General features: G+C 42.0%; 14 protein-coding genes and 1 riboswitch. All 14 genes read right to left on the bottom strand.

Annotated features, from left to right (window positions below; genetic code table 11):
• Positions 1-271: 271 nt before the first annotated feature.
• The 14 genes from icmF to MKY51_RS02530 all read right to left on the bottom strand — a co-directional run bounded on the left by icmF (position 272) and on the right by MKY51_RS02530 (position 19,483).
• Positions 272-3,514, bottom strand: a complete 3,243-nt coding sequence (icmF, locus tag MKY51_RS02595; protein ID WP_339175113.1) for a fused isobutyryl-CoA mutase/GTPase IcmF — start codon at positions 3,512-3,514, stop codon at positions 272-274.
• Positions 3,515-3,606: 92 nt separating this feature from the next.
• Complete coding sequence (locus MKY51_RS02590) at positions 3,607-4,242, bottom strand: TetR/AcrR family transcriptional regulator (RefSeq protein WP_339175112.1); 636 nt, start codon at positions 4,240-4,242, stop codon at positions 3,607-3,609.
• Between the two features lie 3 nt (positions 4,243-4,245).
• Positions 4,246-5,382: an acyl-CoA dehydrogenase gene (locus tag MKY51_RS02585; RefSeq protein WP_339175111.1), complete on the bottom strand. Its 1,137-nt coding sequence runs from the start codon at positions 5,380-5,382 to the stop codon at positions 4,246-4,248.
• A 40-nt stretch (positions 5,383-5,422) separates the two neighbouring features.
• Complete coding sequence (locus tag MKY51_RS02580) at positions 5,423-6,559, bottom strand: acyl-CoA dehydrogenase (protein ID WP_339175110.1); 1,137 nt, start codon at positions 6,557-6,559, stop codon at positions 5,423-5,425.
• A 9-nt stretch (positions 6,560-6,568) separates the two neighbouring features.
• A complete protein-coding gene (locus MKY51_RS02575) occupies positions 6,569-7,423 on the bottom strand; it encodes a 3-hydroxybutyryl-CoA dehydrogenase (RefSeq protein ID WP_339175109.1) in 855 nt (284 codons plus the stop codon).
• A 13-nt stretch (positions 7,424-7,436) separates the two neighbouring features.
• On the bottom strand, positions 7,437-8,627 hold the full coding sequence (locus MKY51_RS02570) for an acetyl-CoA C-acetyltransferase (protein WP_339175108.1): 1,191 nt from the start codon (positions 8,625-8,627) through the stop codon (positions 7,437-7,439).
• A gap of 299 nt (positions 8,628-8,926) precedes the next feature.
• Positions 8,927-11,215, bottom strand: coding sequence for a (Fe-S)-binding protein (locus MKY51_RS02565; protein ID WP_339175107.1), 2,289 nt, complete (start codon positions 11,213-11,215; stop codon positions 8,927-8,929).
• Positions 11,216-11,411: 196 nt separating this feature from the next.
• Positions 11,412-11,972 carry a cob(I)yrinic acid a,c-diamide adenosyltransferase gene (locus MKY51_RS02560; protein WP_339175106.1) on the bottom strand — a complete coding sequence of 187 codons (561 nt, stop codon included), beginning with the start codon at positions 11,970-11,972 and terminating at the stop codon, positions 11,412-11,414.
• A 77-nt stretch (positions 11,973-12,049) separates the two neighbouring features.
• Positions 12,050-13,516 (bottom strand): adenosylcobinamide amidohydrolase, encoded by a 1,467-nt coding sequence (locus MKY51_RS02555; protein ID WP_339175105.1) that lies wholly within the window; start codon positions 13,514-13,516, stop codon positions 12,050-12,052.
• Positions 13,516-14,514 carry an iron ABC transporter permease gene (locus MKY51_RS02550; protein WP_339175103.1) on the bottom strand — a complete coding sequence of 333 codons (999 nt, stop codon included), beginning with the start codon at positions 14,512-14,514 and terminating at the stop codon, positions 13,516-13,518. Before MKY51_RS02550 ends, MKY51_RS02555 begins: the two co-directional genes overlap by 1 nt.
• Positions 14,507-15,454: an ABC transporter substrate-binding protein gene (locus MKY51_RS02545; RefSeq protein WP_339175101.1), complete on the bottom strand. Its 948-nt coding sequence runs from the start codon at positions 15,452-15,454 to the stop codon at positions 14,507-14,509. Before MKY51_RS02545 ends, MKY51_RS02550 begins: the two co-directional genes overlap by 8 nt.
• 139 nt (positions 15,455-15,593) lie before the next feature.
• Positions 15,594-15,788: riboswitch (cobalamin riboswitch) on the bottom strand.
• Positions 15,789-15,891: 103 nt separating this feature from the next.
• A complete protein-coding gene (locus tag MKY51_RS02540) occupies positions 15,892-17,061 on the bottom strand; it encodes an acyl-CoA dehydrogenase family protein (protein ID WP_339175100.1) in 1,170 nt (389 codons plus the stop codon).
• Positions 17,062-17,375: 314 nt separating this feature from the next.
• Positions 17,376-19,043, bottom strand: coding sequence for an arginine--tRNA ligase (argS, locus tag MKY51_RS02535; protein ID WP_339175099.1), 1,668 nt, complete (start codon positions 19,041-19,043; stop codon positions 17,376-17,378).
• A gap of 2 nt (positions 19,044-19,045) precedes the next feature.
• Positions 19,046-19,483 carry a DUF1934 domain-containing protein gene (locus MKY51_RS02530; protein ID WP_339175097.1) on the bottom strand — a complete coding sequence of 146 codons (438 nt, stop codon included), beginning with the start codon at positions 19,481-19,483 and terminating at the stop codon, positions 19,046-19,048.
• Positions 19,484-19,561: the final 78 nt, after the last annotated feature.

Genomic DNA, 19,561 nt, shown 5'->3' with positions numbered 1-19,561 from the left:
AAATGAAGGATAAAAGCAGCAAAGGGATTGCTGCTAGTTGTCGGTTATATAAAAAGAAGGTGGCGATTAGGCATGCTAAAATTAAAATATAATGTACATACTGTTGCACTATTACGCACCTTCCTTCATCAGATCGTCCATGTATTTACTAGTATAACGAAAATTTCTGCACTCGTGGTATTCTAAGTTCATTTTTTTGCATTTTTTTCTAATAACTAAGTAAATAAGGCTAGTTATTAAGTTGTTTCCCGCATGCTACTATCAATAAAGCTTACATATTTCGGCGGTATTGCCCGCCTACTTCATAGAGCGCCTGAGTAATTTGGCCAAGGCTCGCTACTTTCACCGTTTCCATTAATTCTTCAAAAATATTGCCGCCTGTTTTAGCAACTTCTTTTAAACGGTCAAGCGCTTTTTGGTTATTGTCCGCATTTGCTTCTTTAAAGCTTGCCAAGTTTGCAATTTGCAAATCTTTTTCTTCTTTTGAAGCACGTGCGATCTCCATGTTATTGATCGCTTCTTCTGATGGCGGATTCGGGTTTAAATATGTGTTTACGCCAATAATCGGCAGTTGACCTGAATGTTTTAAATGCTCATAATGCATCGATTCTTCCTGGATTTTTCCGCGCTGATACTGTGTTTCCATTGCACCAAGCACCCCGCCGCGATCATTCATGCGGTCGAACTCTTCCAGCACCGCTTGCTCCACCAGCTGTGTAAGCTCCTCAATAATAAATGCCCCTTGTAACGGGTTTTCATTTTTCGATAAGCCGTGTTCTTTTGTAATAATCATTTGAATTGCCATCGCGCGGCGCACTGATTCTTCTGTAGGCGTTGTAATTGCCTCATCGTACGCATTTGTATGCAGTGAGTTACAGTTATCCTGCAATGCCATTAATGCCTGCAATGTTGTACGAATATCATTGAAGTCAATTTCCTGTGCGTGCAGACTGCGGCCAGATGTTTGAATATGGTATTTCAGCTTTTGCGAGCGGTCATTTGCACCGTATTTTTCACGCATCACGACAGCCCAGATGCGGCGGGCTACACGACCTATCACTGTATACTCAGGATCCAGACCGTTTGAGAAGAAGAAACTTAAGTTCGGTGCAAAATCGTCGATGTTCATACCGCGGCTTAAATAGTATTCAACATACGTAAAACCGTTTGCCAATGTAAATGCTAGCTGTGAAATCGGATTAGCACCGGCTTCGGCAATATGATAGCCCGAAATGGATACCGAGTAATAGTTTCGTACTTTATGGTCGATGAAATATTGCTGGATATCCCCCATCATACGAAGCGCAAATTCAGTTGAGAAGATACATGTATTTTGCCCCTGATCCTCTTTTAAAATATCCGCCTGTACGGTACCGCGCACAACCTGCAAAGTTTGTTCACGCGTTTCTGTAAATTCTTCGACTGTTAAAGTACGGCCAAGTTCCTGCTCGCGCTTTTGCACTTGCTGATCGATTGCTGTATTCATAAACATAGCCAGAATAATCGGTGCCGGACCATTAATCGTCATCGATACAGATGTAGAAGGTGCACATAGATCAAAGCCCGCATATAGTTTTTTCATATCTTCCAATGTACATACGCTTACGCCAGACTCCCCGACTTTTCCGTAAATATCAGGACGTGTATGCGGATCTTCCCCATATAACGTTACAGAATCAAATGCCGTCGACAAACGCTTCGCATCGTCATCTTTCGATAAGTAGTGGAAACGTTTATTTGTACGCTCAGGAGTACCTTCACCGGCAAATTGACGTTTCGGATCTTCACCTTCTCGTTTGAACGGGAAAACACCTGCTGTATACGGGAATTCACCTGGTACATTTTCCTTATACACCCAGCGTAAAATTTCGCCGTAATCTTTAAAGTTCGGCAGCGCGACTTTCGGAATTTTCAAGCCTGAAAGCGATTCGGTACGTAAAATTGTTCTAATCTCCCTGTCACGTACTTTCGTAATCAGTTCGTCGCCAGCATACGCTTCTTTTAAAGCATTCCAATTTTTCAGTATACGCTTTGACTCCGCAGTTAATTCATTTTGAACGCCTTCCAGTAAAGAATCAATTGAAGCAATTAACGCTGTTTCACTCTCTGCAAGCAGTGCTTTTGTTCCTTCAAGCTGATACCATTTCGTCGCAAGTGCTGCCTGCTGTTCTGCATGCTTATGATAGTTTCTGATTGTTTCCGAGATTTCACGTAAATAATAGCGACGGTCATTCGGAATAACAATGTTTTGCTTTTGTGTTTTGACAAATTGCTCATACGAAGTTTCCCAGTCCAAGCCGAACTTCTCATTAATTTTCGCTACAAGTGCAGCAAATAATGAATTTGTCCCTAAATCGTTGAACTGTGAAGCAATCGTCCCGAATACGGGCATATGATCAAGCGGTTCTTCCCATAGCTCGCGTGAACGTTGGTATTGTTTCTGAACTTGACGCAATGCATCTTCAGAGCCTTTGCGTTCAAACTTATTGATTGCAATCAAATCCGCAAAATCAATCATGTCGATTTTTTCAAGCTGGGTCGGAGCTCCGAATTCGCTCGTCATTACATACATTGATAAATCTGTATATTTTGTAATCTCAGCGTCACCTTGCCCGATACCACTTGTTTCAACAAGGATTAGATCAAATCCTGCTGTACGTACAACATCGAGCACATCCCCAATTGAACTTGATAATTCCGTATGGGAGCCGCGTGTTGCCAGACTGCGCATATAAACACGGTTGTTAAAGATGGCATTCATGCGAATACGGTCACCTAATAAAGCACCGCCCGTTTTTTGTTTTGTCGGATCGACTGAAATAATCGCGAGTTTTTTATCCGGGAATTCTTGCAGGAAACGGCGAATCAATTCGTCTGTTAATGAAGATTTCCCTGCACCGCCTGTACCTGTAATCCCAATTACCGGTGTATTTAAACTTTTAGTTCGTGCAAGCTGCAGCATTTCTTCAATTTCCGGATCTCCGCCATTTTCGGCAGCTGTAATTAAATTCGCCAAAATTTCCGGTGTATCGGTCGTCAGCTTATTTAAAAGTTCTTTGTAATTTCCTTTTAGTGTTGAAAAATCAGCACCTTCAAGCTTTTTGTTGATCATTCCTTGTAAACCTAATTGGCGCCCATCTTCCGGTGAAAAAATACCGGCGATTCCGTAATCATGCAGTTCTTTAATTTCGCGCGGCAATATTACACCACCACCGCCACCGTAAATTTTAATATGCGGTGCCCCCTTTTCGCGAAGCAGATCGTACATATATTTGAAATACTCGATATGACCGCCTTGATATGAAGATAGTGCCACCCCTTGCGCATCTTCCTGAATCGCTGCATTCACCACTTCTTCAACTGAACGGTTATGCCCTAAGTGAATCACTTCCGCTCCGCTTGACTGTAAAATTCGGCGCATAATATTAATTGAAGCATCATGCCCATCAAAAAGACTAGATGCTGTGACAAAGCGTATATGATTCTTTGGTTTGTATACTTCAGTTTTCCCCATTTTAATAACCCCTTTGTTATGCTGAAATAATGAAAAATCACCATGCGAAGCAAACTGTATAAATAGTTGCTCTACATGGCGATTCTCCTTTCCTAATTTTCAAACTGCATAATGCCTTGTAAAAACATTGTCGTTTGCAAGTTTATATATTGATTGATCGTATATCGTTTTTGCAGTGCCCACTTACGGAATGCCCAACTTTGTCCTTGTACGACGATGTGGTTTGCCGCTAAATAGATTGCATCTTCAGACAGCGATAAATTGCCGGCCGCTACACAATCTTTTAATATGCGTTCAAAAATTGCGACCATTTCAAGTTCCTTATCGAGAATGTAATGCATCGCAGCTTTTGGCAATGACTTCGTTTCCTGGTACATAATCGTAAACTCTTCCGGCATTTGATCAATAAGCAAATAATATTGACGGATTGCCTGTTTCAAGCCTTCGATTGTACCCGTATCGGAAGGGAAGTCAGTTAGGCATTTCGTTACTTCATTGAAAATATTGTCACATACTAAAAATAAGACGTCTTCTTTCGTTCGAATATATTCATATAGAGTCCCGATAGAAAAACCGGCCGCTTTTGCAAGTTCCCTTGTCGTTGCACGATGGAATCCTTTTTCTTTGAAAAGCTTCACACCGGCATCGATAATTTGCTGACGGCGTGCGATAATTTTATTTTCATCTTTTATTGACGATTGGACGTGCAGCTTATCATTTTTCGCCATAGGCTATTTCGTAATCATACGCGAAATTACGAGGCGTTGGATTTCTTGAGTACCTTCATAAATTTGCGTGATTTTTGCATCGCGCATATAACGCTCTACCGGGTAGTCCTTCGTATAGCCGTAGCCGCCGAATACTTGAACAGCTTCTGTCGTTACTTTCATCGCTGTATCACCTGCAAGCAGTTTTGCCATTGCCGATGCTTTTCCGTATGGTAAGTCGTTTGATTCCAACCATGCTGCCTGGTACGTCAATAAACGAGAAGCTTCGATTTCCGTTGCCATATCCGCCAACTTGAATGATACACCTTGGTTTGCTGTAATCGGCTTGCCGAATTGAACGCGCTCTTTTGCATAGTCAACTGCCGCATCCAATGCACCTTGTGCAATACCTACTGCTTGAGCTGCAATTCCGTTACGTCCGCCATCAAGTGTTTTCATAGCTATAATGAACCCTTGACCTTCTTCGCCTAGTACGTTTTCTTTCGGTACACGGCAGTTGTCAAAGATGATTTCTGTCGTTGGAGATGAACGAATTCCTAGTTTCTTCTCTTTTTTCCCTACAGAGAAACCTGGGTAGTCCGCTTCAACGATAAATGCAGTCGTACCATTTTTCGCTTCAGGGTCAGTTACAGCAAATACTACATAAATATCTGCTACCCCACCATTTGTGATGAAGATTTTCGAACCGTTTAAAATATAGTCGTCGCCGTCTTTTACGGCATATGTTTTCATTCCGCCTGCATCACTGCCTGAACCTGGCTCTGTTAAACCGTAAGCTCCGATTTTTTTACCTTCTGCCATTGGACGAAGGTATTTTTGCTTTTGTTCTTCGTTACCGAATTTAAAGATCGGCCAGCCTGCAAGTGATGTATGTGCAGACAGTGTTACCCCAGTTGATGCACAAACACGTGATAATTCTTCAACTGCGATACAGTATGCCAAGTAGTCAAACCCAGCCCCGCCGTATTCTTCTGGCCAAGGAATACCTGTTAAGCCAAGCTCAGCCATTTTATCGAAAATACCGCGGTCAAATTCTTCGTGCTCATCGCGGTGCTCTGCTGTTGGTGCTACTTCATTGATTGCAAAATCACGAATCATTTCGCGTAATTGTTGGTGTTCTTCTGATAATTGAAAGTTCATTTCCCCATGTCCCCTTTTTTTATATAGTAGAAGGTGTACGTCACCCAATCACATGCTTACTAATAACGATGCGTTGGATTTCGCTTGTGCCTTCGTAAATTTGCGTTACTTTTGCGTCGCGGAAATAGCGTTCTACCGGATAGTCTTCGGTATAGCCGTAGCCTCCAAAAATTTGTACGGCTTCGATCGCTGTATCCATTGCTGTTTGAGATGCGAACAGTTTTGCCATTGAGGCCTCTTTTCCGCATGACAGTCCTTCACTGCGCATATTTGCTGCACGGTAAACGAGCAGTTTCGCGGCTTCGACCGCCGTTGCCATATCGGCAAGCTTAAAGCCGACCCCTTGCTGCATGGCGATTGGTTTTCCGAACTGGATACGCTCTTTTGCATAAGCAGTCGCCGCTTCGAGTGCAGCTTCGGCAATGCCTAAACTTTGAGCTGCGATTCCGATTCGACCTACATCCAAGTTGGCCATGGCGATTTTAAAGCCTTCTCCTTCTTGCCCGAGCAGGTTTTCTGCAGGTACACGCATGTTTTCAAATGTTAGCTGAACCGTCCGTGAGCCGTGCAGTCCCATTTTCCGTTCGTCTTTTCCGATGATCAGACCCGGTGTACCTTTTTCTACGATAAATGCTGAAATTCCGCGTGAACCGGCTTCCGGATTTGTAGAAGCAAAAACGATATACACGTCAGCTTCCCCGCCATTTGTAATGAACACTTTTGCGCCGTCCAATACGTAGTGATCGCCGTCTCGCACTGCTTTTGTTTTCAGTGAACCTGCATCACTGCCTGCACTAGGCTCCGTTAAACAAAATGCTCCGATTGATTCTCCACTTGCCAGCTTTGGTACATATTTTTGCTTTTGGTCCTCATTGCCGAAATATAAAATCGGGTTTGTGCCGACAGAAGTATGGACTGACAAAATAACGCCCATTACCGCGCTTACTTTCGACAGCTCATGAATCGCGATAATATAAGAAGTAAAATCCATTTCCGACCCGCCGTACGCAGCAGGTGCCGTTATTCCCATCAGCCCAAGCTCACCCATCTTCGTCAGCAAATGCCTCGGGAACTCGCCCGCTTCCATCTGCTCGATAAATGGCTCAATTTCGGTTTTGGCAAAATCGCGGACCATGTTACGCATCATTAACTGCTCATCAGTAAATTGTAAATTCATAGAAGTCCCTCAGCTTTCGTATATGTAGAATCCTCGACCGCTCTTTTTGCCTAACCAGCCGGCTGCCACATATTTGCGTAATAATGGACATGGGCGATACTTACTGTCACCAAGTCCTTCGTGTAAAATTTCCATAATCGATAAGCATGTATCCAATCCGATAAAATCAGCCAATGTTAATGGCCCCATCGGATGATTCATCCCCATTTTCATCACATCGTCAATCGCTTCTTTCGTTGCAACCCCTTCATACAATGCATAAATCGCTTCATTGATCATCGGCAGTAAAATACGATTTGAGATAAAGCCCGGGAAGTCATTCACTTCCACACCTGTTTTCCCCAGTTGCTTTGTCATGTCTGCAACCGTTTCATATACTTCATCCGAAGTTGCTAAACCACGGATAATTTCCACAAGCTTCATGACCGGAACCGGATTCATAAAGTGCATACCAATTACTTGCTCCGGACGTTTTGTCACTGCCGCAATTTCAGTAATCGGTAAACTTGAAGTATTCGTCGCTAAAATCGCATGTTTCGGTGCAAGTTCATCAAGCTGCTTGAAAATCGACTGTTTAATGTCCATATTTTCGACAGCCGCTTCGATGATAATGTCCGCGCTTTTCGCATCTTCAATCGTCAATGATTTCGTAATACGAGCTAACACAGCCGTTTTTTCTTCTTCTGTTTTACGACCCTTTTCAACATCACGTGCCAAGTTTTTCGTAATCGTATTTAAACCGCGTTCGAAAAACTCCTCTTTCATATCATTTAAAATGACATCGTAGCCTGCCTGTGCACAAACTTGCGCAATCCCGGAACCCATTTGTCCTGCTCCGATGACCATTACTTTTTGAATCGCCATTTATTTCATCCCCTTAGTTTGTAACTTCGATTAATACCGCATCTCCTTGACCGCCGCCTGAACAAATTGCCGCAATTCCTAAACCGCCCCCACGACGCTTCAGTTCATAAGCAAGTGTTAAAATAATGCGTGCACCACTTGCTCCAATCGGATGGCCTAATGCTACGGCTCCCCCGTTAACATTTACTTTACTCTCATCCAGTCCGCTAATTTGATTGCTTACTAGAGCAACCGCAGCGAACGCTTCATTGATTTCAATCAGATCAATGTCTGCCAATGTTTTACCTGACTTTTTAAGCAGCTCATTAATTACAAGTCCCGGTGTTTGCGGGAAATCTTCCGGTGCCACCCCAACTTCTGCATGCGCAAGAATTGTTGCGAGCGGCTGACGGTTTTCCTGCTGTGCTTTTTCTTCACTCATTAGAACTAGTGCACATGCTCCGTCGTTTACACCTGGCGCATTTCCGGCTGTAATCGTGCCGTCACTGCTGAACGCCGATTTTAATTTTGTTAGCGTTTCCAAAGTTGTTCCTACTCGTGGTGCTTCGTCTGTTTCAATACGAAGAGGGTCGCCTTTTCGCTGTGGAATTTCCACTGCTACGATTTCCTCTGCAAATTTCCCTGAGTCAATCGCTGCAAGTGCTTTTTCATGACTGCGAACTGCCCATGCATCCTGCTGTTCACGGGAAACCTCAAACTTGCTCGCTGTATCATTGCCGTAAATGCCCATATGCACTTGTTTCGGATGGAAAGCACAAGACAAACCGTCATAAATCATGCCGTCTACTAAACTCGCATCTCCCATACGCAAACCAAATCTCCCTTTTGGCATATAGTACGGTGCGTTTGACATTGATTCCATACCACCTGCCACAATCACTTCTTCGTCCCCTAATCGAATAAGCTGATCTGCAAGTGTTACACTGCGCATTCCTGAAGCACATACTTTGTTGATTGTTTCAGTTTTCACATTCCACGGAATTCCCGCTTTATTTGCAGCTTGTCGCGAAGGGATTTGCCCTTGCCCTGCCTGCAATACAGTTCCAATAATGACTTCGTTAACTGCATCCGCTTCTACATTCGCCTTTGCCAATGCTTCTTTGATTACAATTCCGCCTAAATCACTCGCTGTTAATGAACTTAATGCGCCACCAAATTTTCCGAATGGTGTTCTTGCGCCGTCTAAAATGACTGTTCTTGACAATCCATACACCCCTTTGTTTGAATTAATCCGAATTTGCACTTCGCTATCCGTATTGTGAAGTTCTGCTTCAGGCTATTAATCTATTAGTATCGATCCCCATCACTTACTAATAAAAAATGCCGGATGCAGTCTGTAATTTATAATTCGACTGAACGCTCGCTCAATCAATGTTTAGAAAAAAATGAGAGTATTTACTACTCTCATTTCTTCGCTTACTTTCATTGTATTAAATCCTTTTTGAATTCGCAACAATTATTCAAATATACTGACTATAAATTTTATTCTCGTTAATTCGGTTATTACTTGTTTTGTTCATTATTTTCATTTTCGACCGGTGATTCATCTGTTGCCACTTGTTGCTCTTCCGGTAGTGTTGAAGATTCAACAGCTGTTGCCTGTTTCTCAACTTCAGTTGCTTCTACAGGTGCTGCAACCGTTTCTTCTGCTACTTCTTCTTGCTCTTGTTGAACTTGTGCTTTTTCCGGTGTTCCGAATACCGCACGCTCTAAAATTTCCGCAATATCGTAAGTGCCGACTGTATCTTCCACTTCTTTTGCTTTCGTTCCATCCGAAAGCATTGTTAAACAGTAAGGACAGCCTGAAGAAATGACAGATGCCTGTGTTGCGATTGCCTGTTCAGTACGTGCAACGTTAATACGATTTCCGACATGCTCTTCCATCCACATCAAACCACCGCCGGCACCACAGCACATACCGTCTTCACGATTACGCGCCATTTCAACCAGCTTCACGCCTGCAATTCCTTTAAGAATTTCGCGTGGCGGATCGAATACATCATTATAGCGTCCTAAGTAACATGAATCATGGAACACGATTGTTTCATCCACACGGTGATCCATTGTTAAACGACCTTCCTGAATCAGATCGTACAGCAATTCTGTATGGTGAAGTACTTCACCGTTCCAGCCGAAATCCTGATACTCATTTTTGAAAATATTGTATGCGTGCGGATCAATCGTTACAATTTTCGTCACACCATTTTTCTCAAATTCATCAATGTTGGCTGTTGCAAGCTCCTGGAACAGGAATTCATTACCTAAACGGCGTGGTGTATCCCCTGAGTTCTTCTCTTTGTTACCTAAAATGGCAAACTTCACGCCAGCTTTGTTCATTAGTTTAGCGAATGCCAATGCAATTTTTTGTGAGCGGTTATCAAATGAACCCATTGAACCGACCCAGAATAAATATTCCATTTCTTCGCCTGATTTTTTTAATTCTTTCACTGTTGGAACGTGAACTGTTTCATCAAGCTCTCTCCAGTTTTCTTTTTCTTTACGGTTTAAGCCCCATGGATTCCCTTGTCGTTCAATGTTTGTCATTGCACGTTGAGCATCCGGATTTACTTTACCTTCTGTCATCGTTAAATAACGACGTAAATCGATAATTTTATCAACATGTTCGTTCATTACCGGACATTGATCTTCACAGTTACGGCATGTTGTACAAGCCCAAATTTCTTCTTCTGTGATCACATCGCCGATTAATGACGGGCTGTAAATATCTTCAATTACTGCACCTTCAGCACCAGCAGCCATTGCCAGTTGGTTACCTTGTGTATTATTGAAGAATGAAAATGGCACCCAAGGCTTTTTCTTGAGCTCAACTGCGCCAGTAAATGTTAGATGATCACGCAGTTTTACGATCAGGTCCATCGGTGACAGCATTTTCCCTGTACCTGTTGCCGGACACATATTCGTACAACGCCCACACTCTACGCAAGCATACAGATCAAGCATTTGCTTTTGCGTGAAATCATGGATTTTCCCGACTCCAAGTGGTGGCATACTTTCCTCATCTTCCGCTTCTTCCAATGCGGCAAAATCGATTGGGCGTAATGTACCAATACGATCTTGACGGTTGTAATAAACGTTGAAAATCGATGTAATTAAGTGGAAGTGCTTACCTTGCGGGATATAAACAAGGAATGCTAATAACGCCAGCAAGTGTGCCCACCACATAACGAAGAACATAACAGCAGCAATCGTCGGATTCATCCATTGGAATACCCAGGCAACTGCAGAAGCTACCGGCTCTGATCCTGTTAAACCGTGATCGTGCCAAATTAAGTAAAAACCATTTCCGAATAATGTAGCAAACATTAAAATAGCTAAGAACATATAAACTAAACCATTTTTAAAACCTTGCTTTAAACGTGCAAGTTTCTCCATATAACGACGGTAAAATGCAACCGCTACCGCGATTAAAATCGTTAATACTACAAGCTCCTGTGTAAAAGTAAATACCGGGTACAGACCACCTAACGGAAGATGTGATCCCGGTGCGAGCCCTTTCCAGATTAAATCGATAGCCCCAAACTGAACCATTAAAAATCCGTAGAAAAACAGAACGTGTACAAGTCCCATCTTCTTATCTTTTAATAGTTTTGACTGACCAAATACTTTCTCAACGATATCTTCTATACGTTCAGAAAACTTATGATTGAACTCTTCTTTACGACCCAATTGAATATAGTCATAACGTGTTTTTAATAAATATGCGAATAATCCCAGCGCATAAAGTAACACGGCGATGAATGCAATCCAGTTAATAATTAAAAATGTATTCATTGTTTTCCCCCCTGGAATACGAAGTTTTTACCCCTTTGTTTATCCAATTCACCCCGATAAACTATATGAATCTATAAACCCATTGTAGTTATGAATGAGCATTCAGTCAACAGATTTTGTCACTAATTCTGAAAATTAAATCAAAATAAAAAAATGCTAGTTAGACAATTTTATCGTCTTAACTAGCATTTTTCGTTTATTTGAACACGTCGCCACTGCGAATGTATTCGACATCCTGGATCGATAATCGGTAGTTTACAACACGTGCTGCAGCAAATAAATAATCCGATAACCGGTTTAAATATTTCTGAACAACCGGTGAAACATCTTCAATTTCTTTCATTAAAGAAACTGTTTCACGTTCCGCGCGACGGGCAACCGTGCGGGCGATATGCAGAGTCGCAGCTGCCGGCGATCCGCCTGGTAAAATGAAACGTTTTAATGGCGGTGCCTCTTCGGAAAGTGCATCGATACGCTTTTCCAAAACAGCGATCGGCTCATCCGTAAGTTTGTAATGACGTTCTTTCATGACATTTGCCAAGTCCCCGCCGCCATCAAACAATTCATGTTGAATCGCAGTTAAATCTTCAATCAGATCTTTGAACTTTTCCAGGTCCAATTCACTGACAGCTTTCCCGATAAATGAATTCAGCTCATCAATTGTCCCGTATGCTTCAACGCGCAGATGGTCTTTATCAACACGTCCTCCAATAATGCTTGTTTTACCTGTATCGCCTGATTTTGTATATAATTTCATCAATCATCACCCTTTCGATTTAATAATATTTCTAGGTTTATTGAAAATTTCCTTTAGACTTATTTCTTCAGCCAACTTTACTTATTATAATGTTGCTTATATTTCTTTATTGCTTCGATCGTTACTTCGAAAACAGCCCGGCCGATCAGTTTGCCGATTTCGGTAATAGGTCCGGCATACGGCATTTCATCCCCTTGTTGGGTGGCGGCAATCAGTAGACTGTCGGTTGCGGTACTTGTTGCAATTGTATTTGTCACGGAATCTTTAATTTGCTGATCTGCCATTGCTTTCGTTTTGGCTTCAGTTGCCGTAATCATCGCCTGAATAAACGCTTCATCTGTCAGTTTACCATTAATGATGACCCATGTATTAATCGTACCGATATGCGGCTCATCTTCCCGTAAATATGTTTTCGTAACATCAACACTGTTACCTACCCCTGCCGTTACCATGACAAGAATTTCTGTATCATCTTTCACGAAGTGCCGTATGACTCCGCAGCTTGTTTCCACTGCGGTCAGCATAACGACCGTATTCGTTGGAGAAAACTTACGCGATTTTAAAAACTGCTCCGTTTCCTCTTTTACATTATAAATATCATATTCTGGAGCAATGGAACGATTAAGTAATGTATCGTACCAGCCTATGCCGGCATTATGCACAGCAGAAGAAATTACTTTCAGCGGTGTCTTGGCCTGATATTCGATATAGTCTTCAGTTATATGAAACTGGTCCATCTCGATTGTCGCCGCTTTTCGTTCCATCTCATTCGTTGGCAGCATCGTAATTTGCGGTTTCGGCAGCTCGGGGTGAGGATATGTTGCAATTCGTGCCTGATACACATCGGCAATCTGTTCTTGCAACACTACTTCATGCGGTTCGCCAAATGCCCGTACTTCACCATTTTCCAACAGCAGGAGTTCATCACAATAAAGCGAGGCCAGGTTAATATCATGGAAAATCGAGACAACCGTCAGCCCTTGCATCTCAACTTGCATACGAATCATATCAAGTATCTGTTTTTGATGGGCAATATCTAAATGGTTTGTCGGTTCATCCAGTAGAAGCAGCTCCGAATTTTGTGCAAGTGCCTGGGCGATAAATACCCGTTGCTGCTCGCCTCCTGATAAAAATTCCAAGTACTGATTTTTATACTGCGACACACCTGTACTTTCCATTGCCCGCTGGACTGTCTTTTCGTCTTCTTCAGTCCAGGAAGAAAAGAAACCGCTTTGGTGAGGGTAACGGCCTAATGAAACCGCATCATATACACTGTTTGTAAATGCACTTGCATTTAATTGAGGCAGAACCGCCATCTTTTTCGCCAATTGCTTATTATCATAGCTTTTAAGCGGTTTTTCTTCGATGAAAATTTCACCTGTTTCAGGCTTCATTACACCGCTGATCATTTTCAGTAATGTCGATTTACCGCTGCCGTTCGGACCAAGAATCCCGAGAATTCTCCCTTTTTCCACGTGAAACGTCACATTTTTTATAATCGTTTTGCCGTCGTAACCACCAGATAAATTATTTACTTTTAACATTATGCAACAACCTTTCTACGTTGCTTGAAGAAAATATAAGCGAAGACAGGCGCGCCAATAAAGGAAGTAATAACACCAATCGGCAGTTCGATCGGAGCAATAATTGTACGCGATACTAGGTCACAAATGACGAGCAGGCTTGCACCGTTCAAAAACGACAATGTCAATAAATGTCGATGATCTGCTCCAATCAGCAGTCGAATCATATGCGGTACGACTAACCCGACAAACCCGATTGTTCCGGATGCTGCAACTGCTGCTCCTGTTAAAATGGAACCGCCCGCCAAAATCAAATATTTGCTGCGCTTCACATTTACACCTAAATACTGGGCACGCTCTTCCCCGTAAATCATCGCATTCAGTTCACGGCGAGTCAGCCAAATTAGCGCCGTACCGATCAACATAAACGGCAGCACCATCTGGACATATGGCCATCCCCGCATCGAAACACTGCCTAAAAGCCAGCCGATGATTTCCCGAAGCTGTTCACCAGTAAGTGCGACCATTAAGGAAATGCAGGAACCTAAAAATGAGCTGAAAATAATCCCCGTTAAAATCAGTGTTTCCATTTTCATCGAACGGTCAACTAATCTTGCAAACGTCAGGACAATAATCATCGTACACGCGGCTCCAGCCATACTGAATACAGGCAATGTAAAAACACCGAGCACTGGTATGGAAATCCCTAAAAAGATGGTCATAACCGCACCTACCGAGGCACCAGATGAAATCCCCAATGTATACGGATCTGCCAAAGGGTTTTTAAGTAACCCTTGAAATGCGGCTCCGGCTATTGCTAATGATGCTCCGATTAATGCAGCTAAAATGACACGGGGCATTCGGATTTTCCACAAAATACTGTATGCAACCGGATCAGTCGTTTTATCCCAAAGTGTTGAAAACGGGATATTTACCGATCCGAATGAAATGCCGATCCATATACTGCTTAAAAGCAATCCAATCGATAGTACATAGGCGATTGAATATTTTTTATTCATTAAATACCTCTGGATAAATCGCCGCACCTATCGATTCAATACCTTCAACAATACGAGGACCTTGTCGGCTTGTCGTATCGCCATCGACTAACTTCACTTTGCCGTTTTTCACTGCATCCATTTCGGCATACGCATCATTTTTCTCGATTGCCGCCATATCGCTTTCATACGTCACTAAAATGACATCCGGATTGCTGTTTACAAATTGTTCAGAGCTGTACATCGGCCATCCTAGTTCCGGGACAGCATTTTCCACGTTTAACACGTCCAGCATTTCACTGATGAATGTTTCTTCCCCTGCTGCATAAAGATCCGGGTCTGTTCCGACTACGATGAACACAGATTTCTCTTCCAGGTCTGCTACTTTCACTTCAATTTCTTCGATTCCTTCTTTGATGGAGGCAATCATTTCTTTTGCTTCTTGCTCTTTATTTGTAAGCTGTCCAATCTGCTCAATCGTTTCGTACGTTTCTTCGAATGTTTTTGCATCTTTTACAACATATACAGGAATACCTACTGATTCAAGCTGCGCAATTGCCTGTTCATTGAAGCTGTACATTCCGGATTCATGTGCTAAAACTAAATCCGGTTGCAGACCGATTATCTGTTCTAAATTGAACTCCATGCCGCCAACCGATTCTTTTGTCAATGCTTCTTCAGGATATGTATCATTGTCGTTTACAGCGATAATTTCATCATTTAATCCTAAGCCAAATAATATTTCCGTATTCGATGGAGTTAATGTAATAATACGTTGCGGTGCTTTTTCAAGTGTAATTTCTTTGTCCAAAGCATCTGTTAACGTTATCGGGAATTGTGCTTTTTCTGTTACTTCCGCCATATCCTTTGCCGATTGTTCATCTGTTGCTTTTTCCGAATTACATGCAGTCAATGTCATTGTCAGTAATGCTGCGGAAGAAAGCAGTTGCCATTTTTTCAAAATAAAAACCTCCTGAGATTACGTTGTATAATTTTCTACAAAAATAAAAAGCTCCCTACTAGAAACGAAGGAAGCTTTACGCATGCAAATAAAATTCAACAAAAAGAATTTATCCGCCACATCCTATCCTCGTAGGTTTAATTTAGGGCATTATAAAGGCAGGTCTCCTGGCTTATGCATAAACGTTGAAGAGCGCCTTCCCGAAAGTTTTTCAGTGGCATATTGCTCTCAACTAGCAATTACAGTGGCGGGACCGCATCGGATTTGAACCGATTTCCCTTTTACTCCTTACTCAATTCATTATCGAGTAAGAACCTTTATCGTCCATATATAATTAATAGCTCTATTATAGCGGATATTTTGAAAAAAGTATGCTCATTCATTAAAATTTCAGACAATTTGTCTAAATTTGTAGAAATCGCAGATAAAAGAACTGTTTATTTTTTCTCTTTCAAGTTTCTTTCAATTGCCGTTTCAGCTAAGCGTTTAATTGTAATATCATCCATTGGCGGATTGTGCAAACCTGCACGTACATCACGGTAATAGCGTTGAAGCGGGTTGGATCTTTGCAGGCTTTTCGCCCCAACTAGACGCATCGCCTTATCAACCACTTCGATTGCTGTATTTGTCACTACATGTTTCGCAATATTGATTTCATTCACTAATGTCGCCTTTTTAATCGGATCATTATAAAGCCCTGCGACACCGTAAATTGTAAAGCGTGCTTTCGTCAACGCCAAATCCATTTCCCCAATCAGTGATTGCACATTTGGCAGCTGCGCAATTGTTCCTTGAATACTGTTCGGAGAGTGACTGTTCGCAAAGTCTACCGCGTAATCGCGTGCTGCCTGCGCAATCCCTAAATAAGTCGCCGGGATAAGCAGCAGCCAGCCGTTCAGCTTAAATCCGGTTGAATAGTTCGGGATTTCCACCAAGTTTGTTTGATCAACACGTACATTATCGAGCACTAAATCATCGCTTCCCGTACCGCGCATTGATGCTACATCCCATGTATTTTCGACCGATACCCCTTCAGCCGTTTTCGGAACAAGGAAAAATCCTAACTGGCCTTCATCTTCAATCCATGCCGATACTAAAAAATAATCGAGGTCTGGTGCACCGCTCGTATAGTTTTTTCGTCCATTAATTACATAGGAATCACCATCTCGTTTTGCGGAAGTCCCCGGACGTCCTCCTCGCACAGGGCTTCCCATCGCAAATTCACTTACCGCACGATTAACTGTCGCGCCATTTGCAATCTGTTCGCCAAACCAGTCGAGCTTTTGTTTATCCCAGTAACGATTTTCAAAAATCTCGCCCACATTTTGAATTGTCCATGAAACAGCCAGCCCCGTGCTCCCGCAATAGCTCGCCAAAGTTTCCTGCAGTAGCAGCGCATCATACACTGTGAATCCATCTCCGCCATATTCCTGTGGCAATGTTATTTTTGTATAGCCGATTTCTCTCAGCTTCCGGAAATTTTCAAATGGAAATGTCGCTTGTTCATCTGTTTGCCGAGCATGTTCTTTCACGCTCTCTGATATAGTTTCAAGCTTTTTCAGCCATTGTTGCTGCTTGTCGGTTTGTATAAATAGTTCCTTGCTCATGAAAAGCACCACCTCATATTTATTGTCCTGTATTATAGAAGTTAAATTTAATAGTACGTTTCGTAAAATTACAAGTCAATAGATATCCCCAGTTCCTTTATAGGGATTAGATACAATTTACTTTTTTAGAAAATGAATGATTGGCGTTGGAAAAGTGTAAGGATTGCGGTAGAAAGAAGAACATTTTTACAACAATGTAGAATGTTACGATATTAAAGGAGAACTTTCACCCCCGCAAGTAGAACAAATTGCTCGTAAAGTGAAAATACCTCAAAAAAGCACCCTATACGAAATAGAGTGCTTGAAATAGTATATTACATTTTTTCTGGTGCGCTTACGCCGATTAGTTTCAGTGCATTCGCTAAAGTTGTTTTTACTGCTGTGATTAATGCTAAACGAGCTTCTGTCAGCTCTTTGTTATCCGGGTTCAATACTTTTTCTGCATTGTAGAAACTATGGAATGCAGCTGCCAAGTCTTGAATATAGTTTGCGATACGGTGTGGTGTGCGGTGTTTCGCTGCATCTGCCACGATTTGCGGGAATGCGCCTACTTTTTTAAGCACATCTTCTTCTTTTTCTGCTACTAACAAGTTCAGGTTTTCCAATGATGCTTCGAACCCTTGCTCGTTTGCAGCACGTAAAATTGATGAAATACGTGCATGTGCATACTGTGCGTAATAAACCGGGTTTTCGTTCGATTGTGATACCGCTAAGTCTAAATCGAAGTCCATATGTGAATCCCCTGCTGTTTTAACGAAGAAATAACGTACAGCATCCAAGCCTACTTCTTCCACTAATTCACGCATCGTTACAGCATTACCTGTACGTTTACTCATCTTGAATTTCTCGCCGTTTTTATAAAGCTGAACCATTTGGATAATATCTACTTCCAATGTACCGCGGTCATAGCCAAGTGCTTCGATCGCCGCTTTCATACGTGGAATATAGCCGTGGTGGTCAGCACCCCAAATATTGATCAGCTTATCAAAGCCACGACGTAATTTATCTTCATGGTAAGCAATATCCGGAGTTAAATATGTGTAAGAACCATCATTTTTAATTAATACGCGGTCTTTATCATCACCGAATGTTGTTGAACGGAACCAAGTCGCGCCTTCTTCATCGAATACATGACCATTTGCTTTTAATTTGTCTAATGCTACATCAATTTTGCCGTTTTCATATAAAGATGTTTCTGAATACCAAACATCAAATTCAACACGGAAGTTTTTAAGGTCATTTTGCAGTTTTGCCAATTCCAGTTTCAAGCCGTGCTCACGGAAAAATTTAAAGCGTTCTTCATCAGACTTGTCCAAAATTGTAGCACCGAATTCTTCAGCCAGCTTACTTGCAATACCGATAATATCAGGACCGTGGTATCCGTCTTCCGGCATTTCCGCATCCATTCCTAATGCTTGCTTATAACGTGCTTCCAAAGAATACGCCAAGTTATTAATTTGGTTACCGGCATCATTAATATAATATTCACGTGATACATCAAAACCAGCAAAATCCAATACATTACATAATGAATCACCTACAGATGCACCGCGCGCATGGCCTAAATGCAAGTCACCAGTCGGGTTAGCTGAAACGAACTCGACCTGTACTTTTTCTCCTGCACCTGCAGTTGAACGACCATAGTTTTCACCTTGTTCAAAAGTCGCTGTAACAACACTTGCCAGGAAGTCTTTACGAACTGTAATATTCATGAAACCTGGTCCGGCAATTTCGATTTTTTCGATGTCTGTGCCTTCAGTCGTTAAATGCTCTAAAATCGATTCTGCAATTGCACGTGGCGGTTTCTTTGCCAGTTTAGTTAATTGCATCGCGATATTTGTTGCGAAGTCACCGTTTGCTTTATCTTTTGGTGTTTCTAAATGAATGTTGATTTCTGTGCCCGCTTCTACTAGGCCTGCTTGATCGATTGCCGCTTTTAACGCCGTTTTAATCGACTGCTGTAATTGTTCTACTGCGTTCATAGTTATACCTCCGTAAATTCAATGTCTAATTTGTAATGGCCAACAGAATTGCCACTTATGATAAGGTCATATTGCGTTTTAAATTGCCCTGACACTTTTTCGCTTTGTACTACTTCAATGGCTAACTGGTGTGTATCTGTAACAAGAGGTAATGAGCCGAATTGACTTTCATAATGTCCATTCTCGCGTAAATCCGGATTTAAAGGCAAACGCATATTCACTCCGCCTTTTCGCATAATAAACGAATTTGATTTATTAAGCTTGATCGTCGTTTGAATTTGCATATCCTCTTGAACTTCCTCATAGCGCAAATAATGACTGTTCCCTTTTTCTATACAACTGCCTTCAAGCCACATTTCATATTGTTCAAGCTCGCCCTCGGTTGGAATGATGGAGGAAACTAGTTTGATTTTGACTGTTTTCCCGCTCTCGTTCGCCATAGCAGTCAGCTCCTATACATATATTTCTATAACCTTTTTATTATAGGATAAGTAACTATCTTTAAGCAACAATGAACT

The organism is Solibacillus sp. FSL R5-0691 (assembly GCF_037974225.1).
Taxonomy (GTDB): Bacteria; Bacillota; Bacilli; order Bacillales_A; family Planococcaceae; genus Solibacillus.
This window is presented reverse-complemented; position numbering and strand designations above follow the sequence as displayed.